Source organism: Candidatus Rokuibacteriota bacterium (genome assembly GCA_030647435.1).
Classification (GTDB): Bacteria; Methylomirabilota; Methylomirabilia; order Rokubacteriales; family CSP1-6; genus AR37.
In genome coordinates, this window is sequence record JAUSJX010000119.1 from 13,133 (window position 1) to 32,579 (window position 19,447).

Annotated in this window: 16 protein-coding genes; 1 reads left to right on the forward strand and 15 read right to left on the reverse strand. The window is 64.8% G+C overall.

The genetic code is table 11. From position 1 onward, the window contains the following. Positions 1-106: 106 nt before the first annotated feature. From Q7W02_20405 to Q7W02_20460, 12 genes are all read right to left on the reverse strand, one after another. Positions 107-1,522, reverse strand: coding sequence for an ABC transporter substrate-binding protein (locus tag Q7W02_20405; protein MDO8478510.1), 1,416 nt, complete (start codon positions 1,520-1,522; stop codon positions 107-109). A gap of 41 nt (positions 1,523-1,563) precedes the next feature. Beyond that, entirely contained in the window at positions 1,564-2,238 is a 675-nt protein-coding gene (locus Q7W02_20410; protein MDO8478511.1) for a GntR family transcriptional regulator, read from the reverse strand. Positions 2,239-2,283: 45 nt separating this feature from the next. Next, on the reverse strand, positions 2,284-2,484 hold the full coding sequence (locus Q7W02_20415) for a hypothetical protein (protein MDO8478512.1): 201 nt from the start codon (positions 2,482-2,484) through the stop codon (positions 2,284-2,286). Positions 2,485-2,604: 120 nt separating this feature from the next. After that, on the reverse strand, positions 2,605-3,135 hold the full coding sequence (locus tag Q7W02_20420; GenBank protein ID MDO8478513.1) for a VOC family protein: 531 nt from the start codon (positions 3,133-3,135) through the stop codon (positions 2,605-2,607). Positions 3,136-3,942: 807 nt separating this feature from the next. Then, a complete protein-coding gene (locus Q7W02_20425; protein ID MDO8478514.1) occupies positions 3,943-5,781 on the reverse strand; it encodes a phosphoenolpyruvate carboxykinase (GTP) in 1,839 nt (612 codons plus the stop codon). A 182-nt stretch (positions 5,782-5,963) separates the two neighbouring features. Beyond that, positions 5,964-7,313, reverse strand: coding sequence for a tetratricopeptide repeat protein (locus Q7W02_20430; protein MDO8478515.1), 1,350 nt, complete (start codon positions 7,311-7,313; stop codon positions 5,964-5,966). Positions 7,314-7,503: 190 nt separating this feature from the next. Then, positions 7,504-7,983 (reverse strand): type VI secretion system tube protein Hcp, encoded by a 480-nt coding sequence (locus Q7W02_20435; GenBank protein MDO8478516.1) that lies wholly within the window; start codon positions 7,981-7,983, stop codon positions 7,504-7,506. Positions 7,984-8,389: 406 nt separating this feature from the next. After that, positions 8,390-8,692 carry a hypothetical protein gene (locus Q7W02_20440; GenBank protein MDO8478517.1) on the reverse strand — a complete coding sequence of 101 codons (303 nt, stop codon included), beginning with the start codon at positions 8,690-8,692 and terminating at the stop codon, positions 8,390-8,392. A 245-nt stretch (positions 8,693-8,937) separates the two neighbouring features. After that, positions 8,938-10,494 carry a hypothetical protein gene (locus tag Q7W02_20445; protein ID MDO8478518.1) on the reverse strand — a complete coding sequence of 519 codons (1,557 nt, stop codon included), beginning with the start codon at positions 10,492-10,494 and terminating at the stop codon, positions 8,938-8,940. 549 nt (positions 10,495-11,043) lie between these two features. Then, positions 11,044-11,226, reverse strand: a complete 183-nt coding sequence (locus Q7W02_20450; GenBank protein ID MDO8478519.1) for a hypothetical protein — start codon at positions 11,224-11,226, stop codon at positions 11,044-11,046. A gap of 24 nt (positions 11,227-11,250) precedes the next feature. Then, positions 11,251-11,664: a hypothetical protein gene (locus Q7W02_20455; protein MDO8478520.1), complete on the reverse strand. Its 414-nt coding sequence runs from the start codon at positions 11,662-11,664 to the stop codon at positions 11,251-11,253. A 289-nt stretch (positions 11,665-11,953) separates the two neighbouring features. Continuing rightward, complete coding sequence (locus Q7W02_20460; protein ID MDO8478521.1) at positions 11,954-13,015, reverse strand: D-2-hydroxyacid dehydrogenase; 1,062 nt, start codon at positions 13,013-13,015, stop codon at positions 11,954-11,956. A 2,837-nt stretch (positions 13,016-15,852) separates the two neighbouring features. Between Q7W02_20460 and Q7W02_20465 the strand changes: the two genes are divergently transcribed. After that, positions 15,853-16,011 carry a hypothetical protein gene (locus tag Q7W02_20465; protein ID MDO8478522.1) on the forward strand — a complete coding sequence of 53 codons (159 nt, stop codon included), beginning with the start codon at positions 15,853-15,855 and terminating at the stop codon, positions 16,009-16,011. Positions 16,012-16,068: 57 nt separating this feature from the next. Here the strand turns inward: Q7W02_20465 and Q7W02_20470 are convergent, their stop codons facing one another. The 3 genes from Q7W02_20470 to Q7W02_20480 all read right to left on the reverse strand — a co-directional run bounded on the left by Q7W02_20470 (position 16,069) and on the right by Q7W02_20480 (position 18,947). After that, positions 16,069-17,013, reverse strand: coding sequence for an NADP-dependent oxidoreductase (locus tag Q7W02_20470; protein ID MDO8478523.1), 945 nt, complete (start codon positions 17,011-17,013; stop codon positions 16,069-16,071). Between the two features lie 252 nt (positions 17,014-17,265). Continuing rightward, complete coding sequence (locus Q7W02_20475; protein ID MDO8478524.1) at positions 17,266-17,592, reverse strand: NIPSNAP family protein; 327 nt, start codon at positions 17,590-17,592, stop codon at positions 17,266-17,268. A gap of 293 nt (positions 17,593-17,885) precedes the next feature. Beyond that, the gene (locus Q7W02_20480; GenBank protein ID MDO8478525.1) at positions 17,886-18,947 is read right to left on the reverse strand and encodes a membrane dipeptidase; all 1,062 of its coding nucleotides are present in this window, start codon (positions 18,945-18,947) and stop codon (positions 17,886-17,888) included. Between the last annotated feature and the right edge of the window lie 500 nt (positions 18,948-19,447).

Sequence of the window (19,447 nt, forward strand, 5' to 3'; positions counted from 1 at the left end):
CGTTCGAGCGGCGGCTTCGCCGGCGCAACTGTTCTCAAGTAATTGGGCGCGCGCGCTCCCGGTGGGGGGTGTCGGGGGGAGCGGCGTCGCTCCCCCCGACGTCCAGTCAGTCGCCGGCCTCGCTCTTGTCCTTGCAGCGCGCGAGGCTGCGGTCCATCTTCGGCAGCACGTACTTGGCCGGGATCATGACCGAAGGGCCAACGCTCGAGGTTCCCTCATACCAGAAATACGGCGCGATGTTGAACGACTCCCGCTGCTTCGCGGGCCCGACGTATTCCTCGACGTGGAGATCCTGGATCGCCTTGTGGTCGCATGCCCGCATCGTCAGGACCTTCCCATTGAGGAGCTGGTAGCTGTCGCCCTCCCAGACCTTGATGATCTTCTCGGGGTCCGTGCTTCCCGCCCGCTCGATCACGCTCAGCAGCCAGTACGTCTGCTGGATGTACGAGCCGATGTTTCCCGTCCCGTGCTCGTAGAGGCGGGTGTTGTAGGGCGGGCCCCACTTCGTCTTCCACAGGGTGTTCCAGGCCTTGTACGCCTTGGTCTGGCCCGGCGTCTTGAAGAAGCCGCCCTCGGAGCCGTATTGGCTCACGTGCACGAGCCCGGTGGTGCCGTCCACGCCCACGCGATGGAGCATGTTCGGCTCGTCGAGGAAGAGGTTCGCGAACGGCAGCGTGACGCCCATCTGCCGGGCCTGGACGAGGAGGTTCTCGGCGTCGGGGATCCAGTCGCCGGTGAAGATGACCTCGGTGCTGGAGGCCTTGATCTTCTGGAGGTACGGCGCGAAGTCCTTCATGAAGAGCGGGTGGTAGTCCTCGCCGAGCAGCTCGGCCTCGGGGTAGTACTCCTTGAGCCCCTTCTTGAACCCGTCGGCGAGCGAGTGGCCGAACAGGTAGTCCTGGCCGAGGATGTAGAACTTCTTCTCCTTCTTCCGGACCTTGCCGTAGTAGTAGGCGGCGGCCCGGCCGATCTGCTCGGTGGAGAACGACGACATGAAGGAGTAGCGGCTGAAGCTCGTCTCGTCGTACAGCTCATCGGAGAGCGCGGCCGTCGTGTGGGCGATGACCTTGTACTTGTCGGCCACCTGGTTGATGACCTTCATCAGGTGGCTGCCGTCGGTGCCCCAGAGCACGTGCACCTTCTCCTGCAGCACCATGCGCTCGGCGACTTTCTTCGTCTCCGCCGGCTGGGAGGCGTGGTTCGCCTTGATGACCTCGATCTTCTTCCGCTTACCGTCGACCATGATGCCGCCCCGCTTGTTGATGTCGTGGGCGGCCCACTGGACGGAGATGAAGTAGATCTGGCCCACGACCGCGGCCGGGCCGGAGAAGGACGCCACCACCGCGATCTTGATGGTGTCCCCGGTGGGGATGACCGGGTTGTTCGGATCGAAGTCCGACATGTCGGCCATCTTGTCCGAGTCGAAGGCGGCCTTGGCCTGGGCCGCCCGGGCGCCGGGGACTCCGACGAGCAGGAGACACGCGAGGACAACGAGGGCGAGGGCCGTGCGCGGTGGTTTCATCGGGTCCTCCTTGACCGTGTGGGGGTCATCGGCAAGCCGGTTCATACGAGATGCTTCATGATCACGTCGGCCGCCCACGAGATGTCGCACACGAGGGCGCGTTTGGCCGCCTTGCCGTCGCGCTGCCGCAGGGCGGCCACGACGAGGCGGTGGGGATGCTTCGGGTCCTTCGGGACGAAGTGCTCGTGCAGACTCTTCTCGATGACGATCGGCACAACGGCGCCCGCCCGCAGCCAGAGGCTGTCGAGGTGGGCGACGAGCACCGCGGAGCCCCCGGCCCGGTGCACGGCGGCGTGGAAGTCACGGTTGGCCCTCAGCGCGCCGAGCAGGTCCTTGGCCTCGTACGCCTGGTCCATCACGTCGCACAGCCGCTCCAGTTCGCTGATCCCCACCTCGTCGATGCGCCGGGCTGCGCGCTCGGCGGCCAGACCCTCGAGCAGCAACCGCATCGCGGTGATTTCCTCGAACGCGGCGGCGGTGAGGGTCGGCACGGTGAGCGTGCGGTTGGGTCCCGCGATCAGCGCCCCCTCGGCCACCAGGCGGCTCAGGGCGTGCCGGATCGGGGTGGGGCTCACGCCGAGTGCCTGGGCCAGCGCCCGCAGCGTGATGGGCTGACCCGCGGCGAACCGGCCCTCCATCAGCGCGTCACGGATCTGGGCGTGGACACGCTCCTCGAGCGTGTCTCGGGTCAACGGGCTGACGGGCAACGCCTCCATCCGAATCCTCCCCCAAGGGTGCCGGCCACGCGATCGGGCTATGAGTTAGCACGGTGCCAGGTCGATGTCAATGATACGTAATAACGTGTCACAGATCGGCCGGCTGTCGACTGCGAGATTGTTTTCGGAAGCAGAGACGACGAAGCGGTGCTGAAGGCCTGCGGCATCCCGCCCACCCGGATCCGCTTCCGCCACGGCGAGATTCATGCGCTGCTCGACGGGCTTCTTCTCGCCAACAGCTACCATGTGTCCCGCTACAACACGAACACGGGCCGGCTGACCACGGAGATGTTTTGCGAAGTGGTGGCCAGTTTGCTGGCCCCTCGCATCCGGCGGCAACTGCGAAACAGCTGGCGTAGCGCCGCGTCAGGTCGGCCAGCTGCGACGCACCGGATCCTTGCCGTCCCAGTTCTGGGCGGCCGCGCGCACACCGTCAAAAATGCGCTTGCGGGCCGGCGTCAGGTCTGCCATTTCGATCACCGTGCCGGGATGGCCCTCGTTCCAGAAATAGACGAAGCGGCCGCGCGGGCTGTCGCCTTCCTGGCCGATTTCGTAGCCGGTCGCCAGCGCGCGGTCATAGATTTCATCGTACTTGTCCGGCCAGCTCGACCAATGCTGCAACCCCTCATGACCAGCGCGGAGAAAATCCCGATACATGGTAGGCGTGTCGCAGCGCTGCTGGATCAACTCGATCTGCATATCGCCGGAATTGGCCAACGCGATGGACAGATGCACATCGTCATGGCGCGTGCCGCGATAGGTGAAGGCGGTAACCGGCAGCTTGTCGGTGTAGAACCACGGACCCACCCCGCACACTTTCACCCAATGCTGCATCGCCGCCTCGATATCACGCACCACGACACCCATCTGGCGCAGCGGCCCGAACAAGCGGCTCATGGCGTTCCTCCTTGCCATTCGACCTACCGGTAGAACTTTCCGCGCCGACACGGGCACCGGCGGCGTTGGCACGATACGTCAACAGATAATCCGCCGAAGAAAATCTACGGGTAAAATTCCAATAATCCACCAGGCGCCAGGGCGAGTTGGCGATCACGCGGCCGCTGGCATTCTTGTACCAATTGCCGACGCCCTCGTACGACCACAAGATAGAGCCCAACAAATGGCAGGAACAACATCGCTAACAGTGCGGCGATGAATAGAACCTGCACGGGAAGAGCCGCAATGTACTTCATGGCACCTCAGCTCTAGTGTTCTTCTTGTTGCGAGAGGGCGTGACCTGTCAACGGTTTAGGCTTGTCTCTGATGTCTTCGCCCCATGGGAAGCGGTAACGCCCCTCCCCGAGATCAAAACTACCCGTTCGCTATAATCCGCGTTCACCATAAAGACCTCTGAGGCCCAAAGATCGTGCTCGTCGCCTTGGCCACGATAAGGCGCGCGATTCAAGAGACGCCCTCCCGCATTGATCAGTTCTGCCCTTAGAGCGTAGATAACATAAAACCCGCTCTCAGTCATGGCCCGTCTCCCCCGAGGGTCCTCCCTCGGGACCTGCCTGGTCACAGCCATCATTACATCGATGGCGACCCAGAAGCCGGTCGCCCTCGATAGATGAAAGTTCGAACACTCTTCAAACGCACCAGCGCTCCTTCCAGCAGACACCGCGCTGGGTATCCGTCCTCCAACCATTTACAGAGCAGGTTACAAATCGTCGCGCATTCGGGTTGACGATTGGAATGCGGCCTGGGCTACAGGGCGCGTTCCAGGGCGTCCCGCTGCGCGTAAAGCTCCTGCGGCATACGTGCCTTGAGCTTCTCGAACAGCTCCGCGTGGTCCTGCACTTCCTTGCGCCAGATCGCGGGGTCGATCTTCGTCAATTCCTCGAAGCGCTCGCGCGTGAAGCCTTCGAGTCCGCCCCATTCGAGGTCCTCGTAGCGCGGTTGCAGCCCTAGCGGGGTCCTTACGGCGTCCACTTTGCCCTCGATGCGGTCGATGATCCATTTCAGCACGCGCATGTTATCGCCGAAGCCGGGCCAGATAAACTCGCCCTTCCCGTCCTGCCGGAACCAGTTCACGCCGAAGATGCGCGGCGGTTGCTTGAGGCCCTTGCCGATCTTGAGCCAGTGCTTGAAGTAATCTCCGTAGTGGTAACCGCAGAAGGGCAGCATCGCGAACGGATCGCGCCGCACCACGCCCACCTGGCCCACGATCGCGGCGGTCGTTTCCGACGCCATCGTCGAGGCCAGGTACACTCCGTGCGTCCAATCGAACGACTCCGTCACCAGCGGCACGGCGGTCGCGCGCCGCCCGCCGAACAGGAACACGCTGATTGGCACCCCGTCCGGGTTTTCCCAATCCGGATCCACGGACGGGATTTGGCTGCAGCTCATGGTGAAGCGCGCGTTGGGATGAGCCGCCTTGCGCCCGCATGCCGGTGTCCAGGCATTGCCCTGCCAGTCCGTGAGCTCTTTCGGGGGTTCTTTCGTCAGGCCTTCCCACCACACATCGCCGTCCGGCAGCAGCGCAACGTTGGTGAATATCGTGTCGTGCTTGACCGCTTCCAGGCAGTTGGGATTGGTAAACTGCGAGGTTCCAGGCGCGACGCCGAACGCGCCGGCCTCGGGGTTGATCGCGTAGAGCCGGCCGTCCTTGCCGGGCTTGATCCAGGCGATATCCTCGCCGATGGTCGTGACCTTCCAGCCTCTATCCTTGAATATCTTGGGCGGCACCAGCATCGCGAGATTGGTCTTGCCGCATGCGCTCGGGAACGCCGCCGCCACGTAGTACTTCTTCTTCTCGGGCGTCTCGAGGCCGAGGATCAGCATATGCTCGGCGAGCCAGCCCTGCTCCTTCGCCATGATGGAGGCGATCCGCAGCGCCAGACACTTCTTGCCGAGCAGTGCGTTGCCGCCGTACCCGCTGCCGAAGGACCAGATTTCCTTGGTCTCCGGGTAATGCACGATGTACTTGTGCTCCTTGTTGCTCGGCCACGAGATGTCCTTCTGCCCCTGCGCGAGCGGCATGCCGACCGAATGCACGCAGGGCACGAAGGCACCGTCGGCGCCCAGCACGTCGAGCACCTTGCGGCCGATGCGCGTCATGAGCTTCATGTTGACGACGACGTACGGCGAGTCGGTAAGCTCCACCCCGATGTGGGCGATGTGCGAACCGAGCGGTCCCATGCTGTACGGGATCACGTACATGGTCCGTCCGCGCATGCAACCGTCGAAGAACGTGTTGAGGGTGGCCCGCATCTCGTCCGGGGCCACCCAGTTATTGTTGGGGCCGGCGTCTTCCCGGTTGCGGCTGCAGACAAAGGTCCGCTCCTCCATGCGCGCGACATCGTCGGGATCGGAGCGGGCGAGGAAGCAGCCCGGGCGCTTCTGCTCGTTCAACTTGGTCAGGGTGCCGGAGGCAATCATCTCGCTGCACAACCGGTCGTACTCTGCTTGCGACCCGTCGCACCAATGGATGCGGTCGGGCTTGGTCAGGCTCGCGATTTCCGCCACCCAGGCCTTGAGCTTGGCGTGGCTCACCGGGTAGTCATTGGACTGCACGAGATGCGCGGCCGTAGCGGGACGATTCATAAGGCTCCTTCTCCGATACGTTCTTCTAAAAACAAAGGCACAGCCGCAATATTATCGCCGCTTTGCCGTTGAGCGTAGATAACATAACCCCCGTTCTCAGTCATGTGGACTTGCCCGAGTGTCTTCCCCCCGGATCTGCCTTGTCACAGCGATATGCATGACGAACGAGCGCAACGCCTCGGTCAGCATGTGCATCCGTTGGGAGTCGCGGGTTTTGTTGCCGTCACCACCAGACCCGCGACAGGGGCGCCGGATTCCATGCGCAACTCTGCGCGCGCGATGTCCGCCTTCAGACCCGCTTCGACGAGCACGCACTCGACGTACTGGGCCCGGTGGTTGAAACGGCCGTGGGGCTTGATGCAATACGTCGATAAGGCGTCGTCCTCGGTCGCTTCCTCGACGGTGAAGATGAGCCGTCCGCCGGATCGCAAAGCTCCGGCCGCAGCGGCGGCGACATCCTTGAGCGCCCCGAAATAGACGAGCGTGTCCGCCGTCACGATCAGATCGAACGCGTCGTAGTGATCCTGAAGGTATGCAATCAATTCGCCTCTGACGAGCTCATCATAGACGTTCTTCTCCCGCGCGTGTTCCAGCATACCTTCCGACAGATCCACTCCGACCAGCCAGCGGGCATAGGGCGCCACGAGGGGACCACAGAGCCCGGTTCCGCACCCGGCATCCAGGACATCGAGGGTTCGTGCCGCGGGGAGACCGGCATCAGCCAGCGCCGCAGCCACGAGCGCCGGCGCCTGATAGTCGAGCTTCGCGAGCTTGGCTTCGAAGCTCGCCGCAAAGCTGTCGAACGTCTTCTGCACGTACGCGTCGGATGCGCGTGTCGGAACGTCGCGGCCCGACACCGCCGCCAGTGTGTGCCGCGCCACCGGATCGTCCGGCTCCGACTTCAGCCACTCCTCGCACACGATGACGGCCTTGTCGGGTTGGCCGATGACGCAATACGCCAGCGCCAGCAGGCGACGCGCTTCCGGATACTGCGGCTTCAGCGTGAGAGCCTTGCAATAGCACGTCACCGCCTCCTGGGTGCGATGGGTCGCGCTCAACAGAATGGCCAGATTGTGGTACGCGTCAGGCTGGTCGGGGTTCAGGCGGATCGCCGTGCGATAGGCCTCTTCGGCCTCCGCGGTCATACCTTGCGCCCTCAGCAGGACGCCAATGTTGTTGTGCGCATTGGCGTGCGTGGGTTGTAGCACCAGCGCCCGCCGGTAGGCGACAACGGCCTCCTGCAGTTTCCCCTTGTCCTGGAAGATGATGCCAAGATTGCTGTGCCAGTCAGGCTGATCGGGTGCGAGGTCGAGACTCCTGGTAATCAACGCGATCGCTTCCTCGCTGCGACCTTGCTGGTGTGCCAGCACGCCTGAATAGTGCAGCGCGTCGGGCTGATCGGGCTTCAGTTCCAGCACCTTTCGATACAGTGCCTCCGCCTCGGCCAGCTGGCCGTTCTTCTGGCACCGAATGGCGATCGCCATCGCCTCGTCGACGGTGACTTCACGCGGCGCGGTGGGCGATTGTTCCATGACGGGTCTCTATTCGAAGCCTGGTCGCACGTCTACTCCAACCGATAGTCGAAATCGCCGTCGGCCACGGCGAGGCGCACGTCGTCCAACGCCGAACCGATCATCGTCCAGCGTCTCCCCTTTGATCACGCCACCCTTGGCGCCTCTGACCATCAGGAACATGTCGCCGGGAGAGTGCGCGTCGCTCAACCTAGCCTTCCTTGTTCAGCTTTATGTCGTACTTGAAGTGCACGCCTGCGTCGAGCGATCCATCCGGCTTCTGCGGCCTGTATTCCAAGTCGACTTTCGCCGGCTTCAGGGTCACGCCTTCGACACCGACCTCTCCGTCGCTGAGCGAAGGTTGAACGCTCGTGATGAGGATGTCGTTCATCTTGATGATCAGAAACTCCTGCTGCCCCTTGCCCGCCTTTCGGGCGGTAATCGTGGCGTCCTTGATGTGCTTGCCCGTGGCGCAGGCTGCCATCAGAAGAGGCGATGCCTTGTCGATGTGGTGAGCAAGATGGAAATCCGAAAAGCTCGCTTTGCCGGATCCTCCTCCACCCCCCTGCCCCGTGCCCCCGGTTTGCGACACGCCCCATGACCATGAGAGCACCTCGACCTCGTCCTTGTGCTTGGCGTCGAGCGATTCGCCCTTGATAGTTCCGATCTTCGCGAAGATGTCTGGCGCCATTACTACGCTCCTCTTCCCACCCGGTTGGTGAAATAAATAAAATATAATAAAATATTCAATATGCCCGTCGTCGGCGTTCTGTGCCGATGCAACGCTGCAGTGATGCAGTATCGGTGCTACGTTCGCTCGGTTGTGCTCGATTCGGGTTACCGGCGCGCGTTCGGCAGCCGGATCGGCGCTTCCCAAGCGCTCCGCAACGGGCGTTGCGGCAAATCATGCAGTCGCCGGGCGCAGCAAGTCAAGCGCGGAGCGCGCTCGCCCCTGAGCGCGGCTTTGCTTGCCTGAACGCGACAAACTCGGGCAGCATTGGTCATAACGCCGCTTGCGCACGCCCACGACCCCCCAACAGGAAGCCAGATCGCTCGCCAACCGACCCAGCGCATGCTCGATTCGCGCCCCAGGACCATCAAGCGCGTGGAGCGTAGATAACATAAAGCCCGTTCTCAGTCATGGCCCGTCTTGCCCGAGGGTCTTCCCTCGGAACCCGCCGTGTCACAGGAGGGCTCTTCGCGATCTGCTTGTCGATCCGCTGAACGGCCTCGACGAGCTCGAGCGTGGCCCCGCCGACATTGACTTTGCTGACCCGTGGGGGGAGGGAGATGATGTCGGTGCGGAGAGCGAACACCAGGAGGATCATGGTGCAGGGCCAAATGAGGCCTTTGGCCAGACCGATGAATATGCCAAGACGGTCATTCGCTCCATCAGCCATAACGTGTCCCTCTTCTTCCTACTTCCACGCGATCGCCTCCCAGGGGCTCCGCCAGCCGCACCTCCGTCTAGCGGGCTGCTCTCGGACTGCGTTGACCATTCCGCGTATCAGCGGGTGTCGTTGGAGAGGCGGGCATGGGGCCGCAGACGATCGACGTGGGCGCCTTTGAGTTTCGTCCATCTCCCGCTGCTGCGAAGGACGAGTAGTCGTCGTCGGGAGTGGCGATGCGCGATGGCCCCAGAAAGTCATCCTGCGCGGGTTGATGTCTCAACTCCGTCATGTGTCAGGTCGGTGTCGGGCCATAGACCGGGCTTGATCGAGAGCACACCAGTCACCGCGCCTCCCGCCCTGAGCCCGACCCTGAATACGCCATTGGCGTCCCGCGTCATCGGCGCCCAGTTATCGCCCTCCGAAAGCCATCGGTACGAGACCTCTTCATCACCCAGACGGACTTCCACGCTCTCGTTGTAGATCGGCCTCTCCGGATACTCGTGGTCCCAAAGGAATCCGTCTCGGACTCTATGCTCGACGATACGAATCTTCGCGCCGAAATGTGAGAATTTGTCTCCCTCGTCTCTCAACCGAGAGTTGACGAACGCGGTGTGCAGCAGCAGTCGCGGCGGTACCTGCGCACGCTCGAGCCGGATCGCGTTCTCGCATGGATCCTGCTGCCTCCGATGGAGGTACGTACCACTCCTCCGGATCGAGAAGAGAAACTCGAAGTCGTAGAAGTAGTGATCGTTCCCGGTGGGCGCCGTGGTCCCGAACTTGATGTCGTCGAGTGAAATCTCGGCCCTGGTATCACCGAACAGGAATCGCTGGATGTTTTCATAGCTTTCGTAGCTGTTGACAATCCCGCGGGTCCCGGAGTGTGCACGATGGACATTCGCCCAGAACGACCTCCGCTCGTCTGGGTAGCCGACCTCTTCCGGAGGCTTCGGACCGGCGACCACGTAGGCGTAGTCCTGCTTGACGAGTCCATCGCTGAAACTTCCCGTTAGCTCCCTTGTCACTCCATACGAGCGGTAGTCGCTACCGATGATGCAGAGGCAGCGCTTGACCGGAAATGCATGCTTTGCGCTTGGGTCACCGAGGCTGTGGAGGTCCTCGGTCGGGTCGAGCTTCAGATACTCACGCATTCGCTCTTCCTTGAAGATGTTGGCGTCGAACGGATTGAGCTTCGACGTGAGGAGGTTCTCGATCACGTCGGGAATCCGGCCCAGATTGATGCCGCGGTGCGGAGTGCCCATCGTGACGAACCGGTAGATCCAGTCCTTCGGGTCCTTGTTGTGCACATGTGGTATTAGATTTTGGATCAGTGTCCGGCAGACGAGTCCGCCCATCGAGTGAGCGATCAAGATGACTCGATAATCCCGGTCGTTCTCTCCGAGGTCGACGCCTGCCTTTCGCAGCCGCTCGGGGATCGTTTGACAGACGAGTGTGTATAGATCCTCGGCGTGCTCCTCGATCCTGCGGACCGTGTCACGGAACACGTCCTGATCGTAGAACCTTGATACCCAGACGCTCCTGGACGGGTTGGAATGGAAGATCTCGATGCCACGGTTGACCGAGTCGGCATACCCGTAGTCCCTGATCTTCATGAGTCGGATGAGCTGGCCCTCGAAGACGTCGGCCTCGAAATACTGTGGGGCCGGGGCTTGACGCTTCTCGACGGATGTGGCCGAAAAACCGTAGTACGTATCGTTGAATGTCTCCTCACGCTCGGCGGCTCGCATCGCGTAGCCGCGGACATACACGATGGGATAGTAGGGCGCCTCGATCTTGAACCGATAAGTGTTCATGAGATATCTCCTCAGCGAGAGCCTCGAGCAACGAGAGCCACAGACGAGCCTGACGTGACACGACGGTGGCCCATAGGCAACATTAACGCCAGTTCGCATCACGCGGCCCCATACAGCGGGCATCCAGGACCCCCTGAAAGACCCCAGCGTCGTCGAGCCGCCGGCCCCGGAGCCCTCCCTGGAGCCGAGCCCGCCCGGCTCTGATCCGGCTCCTGCGGCGAGCCTGCACATGGGACAGAGGCGTCGTCAAGGGCCGCCTGAGCGGCGCAGACGGCTGCCCTGGCGGCAGTTCGCCGTCGATCTCGAGGAGAACGCTGAGCGGCCCGTGAGAGGCCGGCCTGGCTCCCGGGCGGGGGTTACCCGGTGGCCGCGGCGTGGTCGGGCTGGGGCGAGGCCGGTCCAGGAGGGGTCTGGGGCCGGCGCCAGCCCAAGGTGGGCGAGGATCGCGCGCAGGAACACCGGGGTCTTGCGCGGCAGTGTGAGGGCGACGCCCGACGCGTCCCTGAACGGCCCCCGCATCATCGAGACTCCATCACGAGCGGGGCGGCGCTAGAGCTTCGCCGCCCGCTCGGACAGCCGCTCGACGAGCGCGATCACTTCTTTCATCCGCTCTCTCAACTCCGCCTCGGCCTTCTTCGCGCCCTCGGCGAGGGCGGCCTCGAGCGCGTCCTCCAGGTTCGTGACGGCGATCCCGAACACCTTGAGCAAACGGCGCGTGCTGTCCTGAGCCATGGTTCACTCCGTCGCCCATCAGCTCTACGCGGAGCCGAGGAGCTTGGCGGCCTTGCTCACGTCGCGCGGGGCCACCCACAGGATGGCCCCGTAGCGGCCGGCGCCCGCGCAGACGGCGTCGATGGCCGTCACGTTGATCTTCGCCTCGGCGAGCTTCCTGTGCAGCTCGGCCACCGCACCCACGCGCTCCTCGCCACTCACCAGGATGGCGCGCTTGGGGCCCGTGAGCTTCCACTTCGCCGTCCGCGCGAACTGCTTGAACGCGGCCGGATCGGCGGGAACGAAGTCGAGCTGGGAGCCGCGCCCTTCGGGGAAGCCAGAGAACGCGAGAAGATTGATGCCGGCCTCGTGGAGCGCCGTCAGAAAGCGGGCGCCCTCGCCCGCCTTGTTGGGCACCTGCGCGTAGAAGTACTCGACGCGTTGAATCGTGTCGGCCATGGTCGGTCTCCTTCAGGCCTCGAGCTCGGTGCCGAGCGCCTCGTTGAATCGGTCGGTGAAGTTGGCCGCGGCGATGCTCAGCGTGAGCTGGGTAAGCGCCTCGGCGGAGAGTGTCCGTCGTCAGCACCGTTGAGACTTTCCGAGGCTGTGCGGGACCGATAGTTCGCTGGGCACCTCACCCTGGGTGCGCTGCATGGTCACGGACCAATTATATCGAACGCGCCGGACCTGTGTCCCCGACGCTGTTGGGCCGCCCGTCGTCGGAGAATTGCGTCGCGCCGGCCGTAGCTCAATAACCATCTGCCCAATCGACGACGTTGGTCAGGGGCCGCCCGTCCAGATAGGCGCGCAGATTGTCGCAGAAGAGGTTGATCCCCCGATGCTGACGCATGTCACTGCCGCCAGAGATATGCGGGGTGATGAGGACGCGCTCATCGTCCCAGAGGCGACGATCTGGTTCGTGTTCAAACTCACCCACATAGACGTCTAGGGCCGCCCCCCGCAGCTTTCCCGCCGCGAGGGCAGCGATCAACGCCTCTTCGTCGATGATTTCACCCCGCGCGACGTTCACCAGGATAGCGCCTGGCTTCATGGCGGCAAAGGCCTCCCGACCGATCAGCTTGGTCGTCTCCGGTGTCCACTGACAACAGACCACCACGCCGTCGCTCTCCTCGAGGAGAGCATAGAGACGCTCGGGGCTTTCCAGGCGGCTGAATCCGGCTGGCAGTACGGTATCGGACGCCACCCGGCGCCGCGTGCCGATCACCCGCATGCCGGCCCTGGCGCACAACCGCCCCACCTCCTGCCCGATGCCACCGGCGCCCACGACGCACACCGTCTTACCCTGCAGCAGCAGGGGACGGTAGGTGCGATGGTCGAAACGATGCCGCTGCCGATCGCGAGATGCATGGTGGAGCCCCCTGGCGAAGTGGAGGAGGCTGGCCAGCACATACTCAGCCATGGGGCGGGTATTCCCATAGCCGCGCGAGGTGGTGACGATGACATCGCTGCCCCAGAGATCCCCGCGTAACAGGTTGCTCGCCCCGGCCGGGAGTTGGTGGAACCAGCGCAGGCGCGGCGCCCGGGCCCGGAGATCCAGCGAAAACGGAAAGCCACCGAGGATGATCTCGGCGCTGGCCAGCAGCTGGTCGCGCTCCTGGCGCGAACTGATTGGTCCTAAACGCTGGCCGAGGTAGCGCTGTACCGTCCACGGCGGCCAGGTCTCGCGGAGTTCGACGTCAAACCAGCCCCGAGCATCGACCACATGCAGGCATCGGTCGACCGCCGCTATACGACTCAGCGCGTCGTCGGATACCGGCACGACCACCAGGACTTCTCTGGTCAGCATCATGACCTCTCTGCATCCGCGCGAGGCGGTCCTGTTGATACTTGTGCGTTCCCGGACTGTCAGCGATCGCCCTCGGGATGCGTGCTGACGAATGTCGCAGCTTTCCCTGGGCCGACCGCGGGGGCGCGCACCTCGACCCCGGCAGCCTCTTCCTGCAGCCGAAAGGGGATGCTGCTATCCCTATCGCCCCAGCCGCCGGCGCGCCCCACGGAGGTCCGGATCAACCCACCCACGCCCCAAGCGACCGAGGAGGCGCTCCTACACTACACTCGGCAACCGACTGTCTCATTCTTATTGACAGGTTCCGCGGCCGACTGGACAATCATCACGGCAGTCCGCTCTGGCTCGATCGTTGTCTGACCTTCACGAGGAGACGCTCGTTGGCGAAACTGGAAACGGTGATCAAGGAAGCGATTGTGCGAGGAGCCCGGAGGCAAGTCCGGGTGGTTGTCACGCCGCTGCGGCGAGAGGTCGTTCGGCTCCGAAAGAAAGTGACGGATCTCCACGCGACGGTCACGACCCTGCGCCGGAGTGCGGTGGGCTGGAAGCGGCTCATGGAGGCTGCTCCCGCGATCCCACACGTGTCCGAGGAAGACGCGAAGGCCGCGCGGCTTTCGCCTCGGCTCATTGAGAGCTTGCGGCGGCGCCTTGGTCTAAGCCAGATGGCCCTGGCTCGACTGGTGGGCGTGAGCGCGGCAGCCGTGGCCCACTGGGTGACCGGAGACTCGATGCCCACCGGCCAGAACCGCATGACCCTGGTCGCGTTACGGAGGGTGGGGAAGCGGGAGGTGAAGGAGTTGCTTGCGCGCCGGGTCAAGGAGACAGCGTGGCGAAGGCCTCGCACCCGCAAGCGCCCCGCGAGGAGACCGCGCAAGAGATTGAAGCGATAGGCGGCGGGCCATGGGCGTAACGCAGTAGACTCTCGTTCGAGGTCAGTCGCGAACCCCTCATGTGTGTCTCCTGCAAGGGAGCCCCCACCTGCGACGCGTGATCGGTATCGAGTGGTTCACCCGCTGCGCATAGGACGGGCAAACGCCGCTTCCTCGGCTCCCTCGCCGCGCGATGCGGGGGGGGGCGAAATGCGGCCTGCCCTGCGGGCCCCAGCCTGAGACCCGGGACTGCCCGCTTCACCGGGGCGACGGCGAGCGTCAGCACCGCCATCGCCCTCTGACCCGGGCCATCCTGCGCCGCCACAATCTCGCCGTCCAAGAGAAGCGGGCGGAGGAATGCGGCTGCGAGCCGGGCGGCCGCCGGGTGGCAGGGGCAGCACGGAAGGACCGAGTTGTGGGCTCCGTGAGTGAGACCGGCGCGGGAGGGGCAGGGCCCGCGCGGCGCAGGCAGCGGCGCTCCACCCCGGGTGCTTTTCCAGATCGTCTCCGACCATGACGGCCGCCTGCGGCAGGAGGCGACGGCGGCGGCATGACCCCCACCCCCAGCTCCCATCGGTCGGGGGTGGCCCAGCCCCGTCACATGGCGGGCCAGAATTCGGCGGGTGAGCTCACGCCAGCCACTCGTAAAGCCTTCTCATATCACGCTATCCAGCATGGCACGCATCGTGCGGGGCTACGCCAGCAAGGGAGAGACCCCGATGAAGGTGCTGGCAGTCCTTATGATCGCGACCGGGCTACTGGCCGGCTGCGCGTCTCGCCGGAGGGCGGTAAGCATGATACGGCGACGGCCGTTGCGGAAATTTTGCCCGCGGTGCAAGCGGTTGATTCCCCCGGGAATGGTTCCCCGGGCTAATTCGGTCTGTATGCCGGACGATTGGAGTGTCTGTGGCGGAATCGTTGAAACGACCGCCCAGAAACTCCGGCAAATCCTCTGGGGAACGGAGCCCACGCCGCGGTGGGTGTGGTTTCTGTTTGGGTTCGGACTGGCGGCGTTGCTCCTGACCGGTTGCGCGACGATGTAAGCCTACCAGGCCGAACAAGCCCGGTGGCAGGCGAAGGCGGATCAAGCGACGAGGGCGCTGGGAGTGAGCCAGGTGATGGTCATTCTGAAAGGTGGACAGACAAGCTGACAGTACATCCCCTCAACCGAATGATTGAACGTGGAACCGAGAGCTCCGCCTGATGACCTCACACCCCAGGAGCGCGAGTGCTTCCGCGCAATCGACAGGGGCGATTGGCGGCATATGGAGAACTGCCCCGACTGCCTGGAGGACGAGGCAAGGATCACGCTCATGGACGCAGCCTCTCACCGATTGGACGGGAACGAAGAGGACGCACCGGCTCTTGAGGTCGAAGCCGCGCAGCTCCGCACCAAGGCCGCGAAGCTCCGAGGCGGGATTCCTGGGTAATTCCTTGGAAAGCGAAAGGGGCGGCACCGAGCCGCCCCTTCCAACCGCTCCAATTATTTGGTTGCGGGGGCTGGATTTGAACCAGCGACCTTTGGGCTATGAGCGCTTGTGAGGCCATGCTGGCAACCCTCTGATCTTTCGAAAAACTTCAAGCAGGGTCGGCGGTTGAACGTTCCTTCGTCGTTTGGCGTCTTGCGGCATTTTTCGGGCTGTTTCGGGATGGTGTGGGAGCAAAATGGGAGCAGCTTCGACCGCGTGAGTAGTGCGCACGCTCAACGCTTCTCCCTCCTCGGTAGCCGCAGGAACAGCATCGGAACACGTGCTGCCGGATTCCGAGCGTCACCAGCATGACTGGGGTCCTAGAGCAGGCCGGGGAGGCTGGGCGCGGGAGCCGGGCCGGCATCGCCGCTGGCACAGCCGGGCCCGCGCCTCCTCCCCCCCGCCCTGCCATTAGCTCCCCCACCAGGATGGGCGCCGGCGCCGCAAGGGGACGCGGTGCCCTCGGCGATCCTGCCCGATGGTCGAGGCCTCAGCTCAGCCGATGGCACAGCAGCGCATCCGGGAGCGCGCAGGAGCGAAGGACGTTCGCCTCCATGACCTGCGCCGAGCCCTCGCCAACTCGCTGGCCGCGAGCGGTTACGGGTTGCCGATGATCGGGCGGGTGCTCAACATTCCCAACCGTACGCGCGGCTCGACCTGAAGCCTGACAGCGCGTCGCGACCAGTCCGGGACCGATCCCGTTGACCGCGCCCGCCGATCAGAAGACGATCACCAGCCGCCCTCGGATCCCGCCCGCGTCCAGCTTGCGCTGCGCGTCCGCCGCCCGCTCGGGCGGAAAGGTCTCCGCCACCCGCAGGGTGAGCTTGCCTTCGGCGACCAGATGACCCAGCCGATCGAGCGCTTCATGGTTGTGCAGGTACGAGGTCACCCGCACCGGCTCGATCGTGATGCCTCGTTCAGAGGGGCCGGCGAAGCCGCGCACCGTGGCCAGCTTGCCGCCATCCCGGATGGCGGGCAGGACCGCCGCGTCGAGCACGGCCGCGTCGATCAGCCCATCAACGCCCCCGGGAGCCGCGTCGTGGAGGCCGCGGACCGCCGCCTCGCCGCGGGGCACCAGCGTCTCCGCGCCGAATCGCCTCACCAGCGCTTCGTCCTGCGGCCCCGCCACGGCGATCACGCGCAGCCCGTCGCTGACGCCGAGCTCAACCGCATAACCACCGACCGCGCCAGCCGCGCCGGTGACGCCCAGGGTCTGCCCCGGCTGGAGCGCGAGCCGGTCCAGCGCGAGGCGCACCGTCAGCCCGTTCATCGGCAGGGTGGCGGCGGCCTCCAGGCTGGCTCCCTCGGGCACGCGGGCGACAGACGCGACCGGAACGACCACCAACTCCGCCTGGGCGCCGCCGCCCGGACGGCGCGGATTGACGATCGCCATCACGCGGTCACCGGTGTGCCAGTCCGCGCCCTCGCCGACGGCGTCCACCACCCCGGCCAGCTCCATGCCGGGGATGTAGGGCGGCCGCACACCCATCGCTGTCAGTTGGGCGGTTGTCTGCCGTCCGGCACGGAAACCGATGTCGGTCGGGTTGACCGTCGCCGCCGCCACGCGAATGCGCACCTCGCCGGGGCCGGGCTGCGGCTCAGGCAATTCCGCCACTTCCAGCACCTCGGGTCCACCGAATCGGGAAAAGGTCACCGCTCGCATGTTTGCCTCTCTTTGGCAGCCGCCGTGGGGCGGGTGCGTGTGCGTTCGCACTGCTGACCGGGCTCATGGACTCAGAGGCTGTGAATGAATCGGCGCATCGCGCGGCGCGAGGGGATTGTCAACATGAACGCCCTCCAGCGGGGGTCGGTGCGTCCGTGGCCCCCGTCACCGTGCCCTAACCTCCCAGACTTAGCCGCCGCCCGCCCCAGGAGCCGTAGGCACGGCGTCCTCGATCTATTCTCCGATCTATTCTCAGGGATGCGGTCCCCACGGGGCCGCGGTCAGCAGCTTGACCTCCTGGGAAACGAGCAACGGACGGAATTTTGCGGCGAAGCCTTCAATAAAATCCTTGTTGGAATATACCGCAGCCCAGTGCGCGCGACGGTCGGCATCGTCGTCGAACTTCCAGAGATGGATGAGTTGATTGATCATGCCCGTGTCGGCTTGGAAGTAGCCGATCAACTTCTTGTCTTGGCCGCCTTTCTGGAGCGCCGGATAGCCAAGCTCGGTATACAGCTTGACCGCCTCGGCCATCTTGCCGACCTGAAGCGTGTAGGTCCGCATTTCATAGATCGTCATGGTGATCCTCCCGAGCTGTTGATGGTGTTTCGTTCTGCGGCGACTCCGGAGTTGTCAGTCCTGCACCGCGAATTCCAATATAGCCCGCAGTCCGCTCCCGAGAGTAGGGCCGGGTTGTCCATCGGCGTCTGGCGCCGGCGCATATCGAGCGGCCCGAACGCCCAAGCGCCAGCGTGAGCGTAAGCAACATGAACGCCCTCCAGCGGGGGTCGGTGCGTCCGTGGCCCCCGTCACCGTGCCCTAACCTCCCAGACTTAGCCGCCGGCCGCCCGAGGAGCCCGATGGCACACCTCCTACCCGGCGGAGGCGGCGAAGATCCTCAGATAGTTACCGCCGACGACCTTCGCGGTGTCGGCGGGCGTGAAGCCCCCGCGCAGCATCGCGTCGACGAGCTGCGTGAAGTGGTCGTACTGGGGAAAGAGCCCGGGGCCCGACGACGTGTCGGTGCCGATGCTGACGTGATCGACGCCCACGACTTCAGCCATCTCCTTGAGGCCGTCCACATAACGCTCGAGGCTCGGAAAGAAGTGCCAGATGCCGATGGAGCCGCCCGTCTCCGCCAGCGCGCGGGCGTGGTCCGGCGTGATCTGGCGCTCCGTGAGCGGCGTGGGACCCTGCGCCTTCGAGCCCCGCAGTGCGGTGTGCGAGAGCAGGAGCGGCTTCGTCGATACCTTCACGGCCTGCTTCACCGTGTCCGCGGTCGCGTGCGCGACGTCGATCACGACCCCTAGCCGGTGGCACGCGCGGATGACGTCCGCGCCGAACGGCGTCAGCCCGTTGTGCGTGACGGCGCCAGTCTGGAAGTCGCCGATGTCGTTCGGCGTGTAGTGCACGAGCTGCATCGTGCGCACGCCGCGACGGTACGAGTCTTCCAGACGCTCCAGCTTCCACTCGAGGAAATCGAGGCCCTCGATGTCGACGATGATCGCGGGCTGACCCGCCGCGTGCGCCGCTTTCAGATCGGCAAGGGTCAGCGCCCGGCGGACGCCGTGCTTGGCCACCAGCTCGTCGATCCACGCGAGCCGCTCCAGATGATAGGTGTAAAGGAATCCCGGCTCGGGCGTGCGCTGCGCGACCAGCACGTTCTGCGCGTTGCGGCCGAGGATAGGGCCGTCGGGGACGTCGGCGAGGCAGAGAATGGCGATGCGGCCGGCGCGCATGCTGCGCGCGATCTCGTCGCTGGGTCGCGCAGTGCGGGACGTGACGCCGTTCGGACCCGCGTGAGTGTGGACGTCGATCGAGATGTTGTCGCGGAGCAGGGCGGCGGCGGCGGTGAGCGGCGCCGCCGACGCCCCCACCGCATCCGCGCGCGTTCCGGCACAGCCAGCGAATACCGCGCCGACCGAGCTCAGCATCGCGCTCCACATCCAGTCGCGGCGGGTCAGCGCGTGACCGCAGCAATGCATCATTTCCTCACCCCCATCCCGCGGAACTTCATGTGCAGCTCGGTCATCGGCGTGAAGCCGACCACGCGCGCGGTGTGCGCGTAGATCTTCGTCGCCAACGAGCGTAGATAACATAAAACGCATTGTCAGTCATGGCCCGCCGCGCCCGAGGGGCTTCCCTCGGGTCTGCCGTGGCAGCAACATGAACGCCCTCCGGCGGTGGTCGCCCCGCCCGTGGCCCCCATCACCGTGACCGAGCCTCCCAGACTCAGCCCCCGCCCGCCCCAGGAGCCCGATGGCAAAGCCCATCGCTCTCCAGCATTCCACTGGCAACCGCTCAGCCCAGCGCCCGCTCCTCGTCGACGCACAGCAGCCGCACCCGGCCTTGCGCGACCAACTGCTCCTTCTCGTCGCGGATCCACGCCTCCCACACCTGGCTCGTGCGACCGCGGGTGACCGGGCGCGCGTTG

What these genes read in the sequence shown, in the direction of transcription:
- Q7W02_20405 (MDO8478510.1), bottom strand. Translation starts at nt 1,522, where the DNA reads ATGAAACCACCGCGCACGGCCCTCGCCCTCGTTGTCCTCGCGTGTCTC.
- Q7W02_20410 (MDO8478511.1), bottom strand. Translation starts at nt 2,238, where the DNA reads ATGGAGGCGTTGCCCGTCAGCCCGTTGACCCGAGACACGCTCGAGGAG.
- Q7W02_20415 (MDO8478512.1), bottom strand. Translation starts at nt 2,484, where the DNA reads ATGGTAGCTGTTGGCGAGAAGAAGCCCGTCGAGCAGCGCATGAATCTC.
- Q7W02_20420 (MDO8478513.1), bottom strand. Translation starts at nt 3,135, where the DNA reads ATGAGCCGCTTGTTCGGGCCGCTGCGCCAGATGGGTGTCGTGGTGCGT.
- Q7W02_20425 (MDO8478514.1), bottom strand. Translation starts at nt 5,781, where the DNA reads ATGAATCGTCCCGCTACGGCCGCGCATCTCGTGCAGTCCAATGACTAC.
- Q7W02_20430 (MDO8478515.1), bottom strand. Translation starts at nt 7,313, where the DNA reads ATGGAACAATCGCCCACCGCGCCGCGTGAAGTCACCGTCGACGAGGCG.
- Q7W02_20435 (MDO8478516.1), bottom strand. Translation starts at nt 7,983, where the DNA reads ATGGCGCCAGACATCTTCGCGAAGATCGGAACTATCAAGGGCGAATCG.
- Q7W02_20440 (MDO8478517.1), bottom strand. Translation starts at nt 8,692, where the DNA reads ATGGCTGATGGAGCGAATGACCGTCTTGGCATATTCATCGGTCTGGCC.
- Q7W02_20445 (MDO8478518.1), bottom strand. Translation starts at nt 10,494, where the DNA reads ATGAACACTTATCGGTTCAAGATCGAGGCGCCCTACTATCCCATCGTG.
- Q7W02_20450 (MDO8478519.1), bottom strand. Translation starts at nt 11,226, where the DNA reads ATGGCTCAGGACAGCACGCGCCGTTTGCTCAAGGTGTTCGGGATCGCC.
- Q7W02_20455 (MDO8478520.1), bottom strand. Translation starts at nt 11,664, where the DNA reads ATGGCCGACACGATTCAACGCGTCGAGTACTTCTACGCGCAGGTGCCC.
- Q7W02_20460 (MDO8478521.1), bottom strand. Translation starts at nt 13,015, where the DNA reads ATGATGCTGACCAGAGAAGTCCTGGTGGTCGTGCCGGTATCCGACGAC.
- Q7W02_20465 (MDO8478522.1), top strand. Translation starts at nt 15,853, where the DNA reads ATGGCACAGCAGCGCATCCGGGAGCGCGCAGGAGCGAAGGACGTTCGC.
- Q7W02_20470 (MDO8478523.1), bottom strand. Translation starts at nt 17,013, where the DNA reads ATGCGAGCGGTGACCTTTTCCCGATTCGGTGGACCCGAGGTGCTGGAA.
- Q7W02_20475 (MDO8478524.1), bottom strand. Translation starts at nt 17,592, where the DNA reads ATGACGATCTATGAAATGCGGACCTACACGCTTCAGGTCGGCAAGATG.
- Q7W02_20480 (MDO8478525.1), bottom strand. Translation starts at nt 18,947, where the DNA reads ATGCTGAGCTCGGTCGGCGCGGTATTCGCTGGCTGTGCCGGAACGCGC.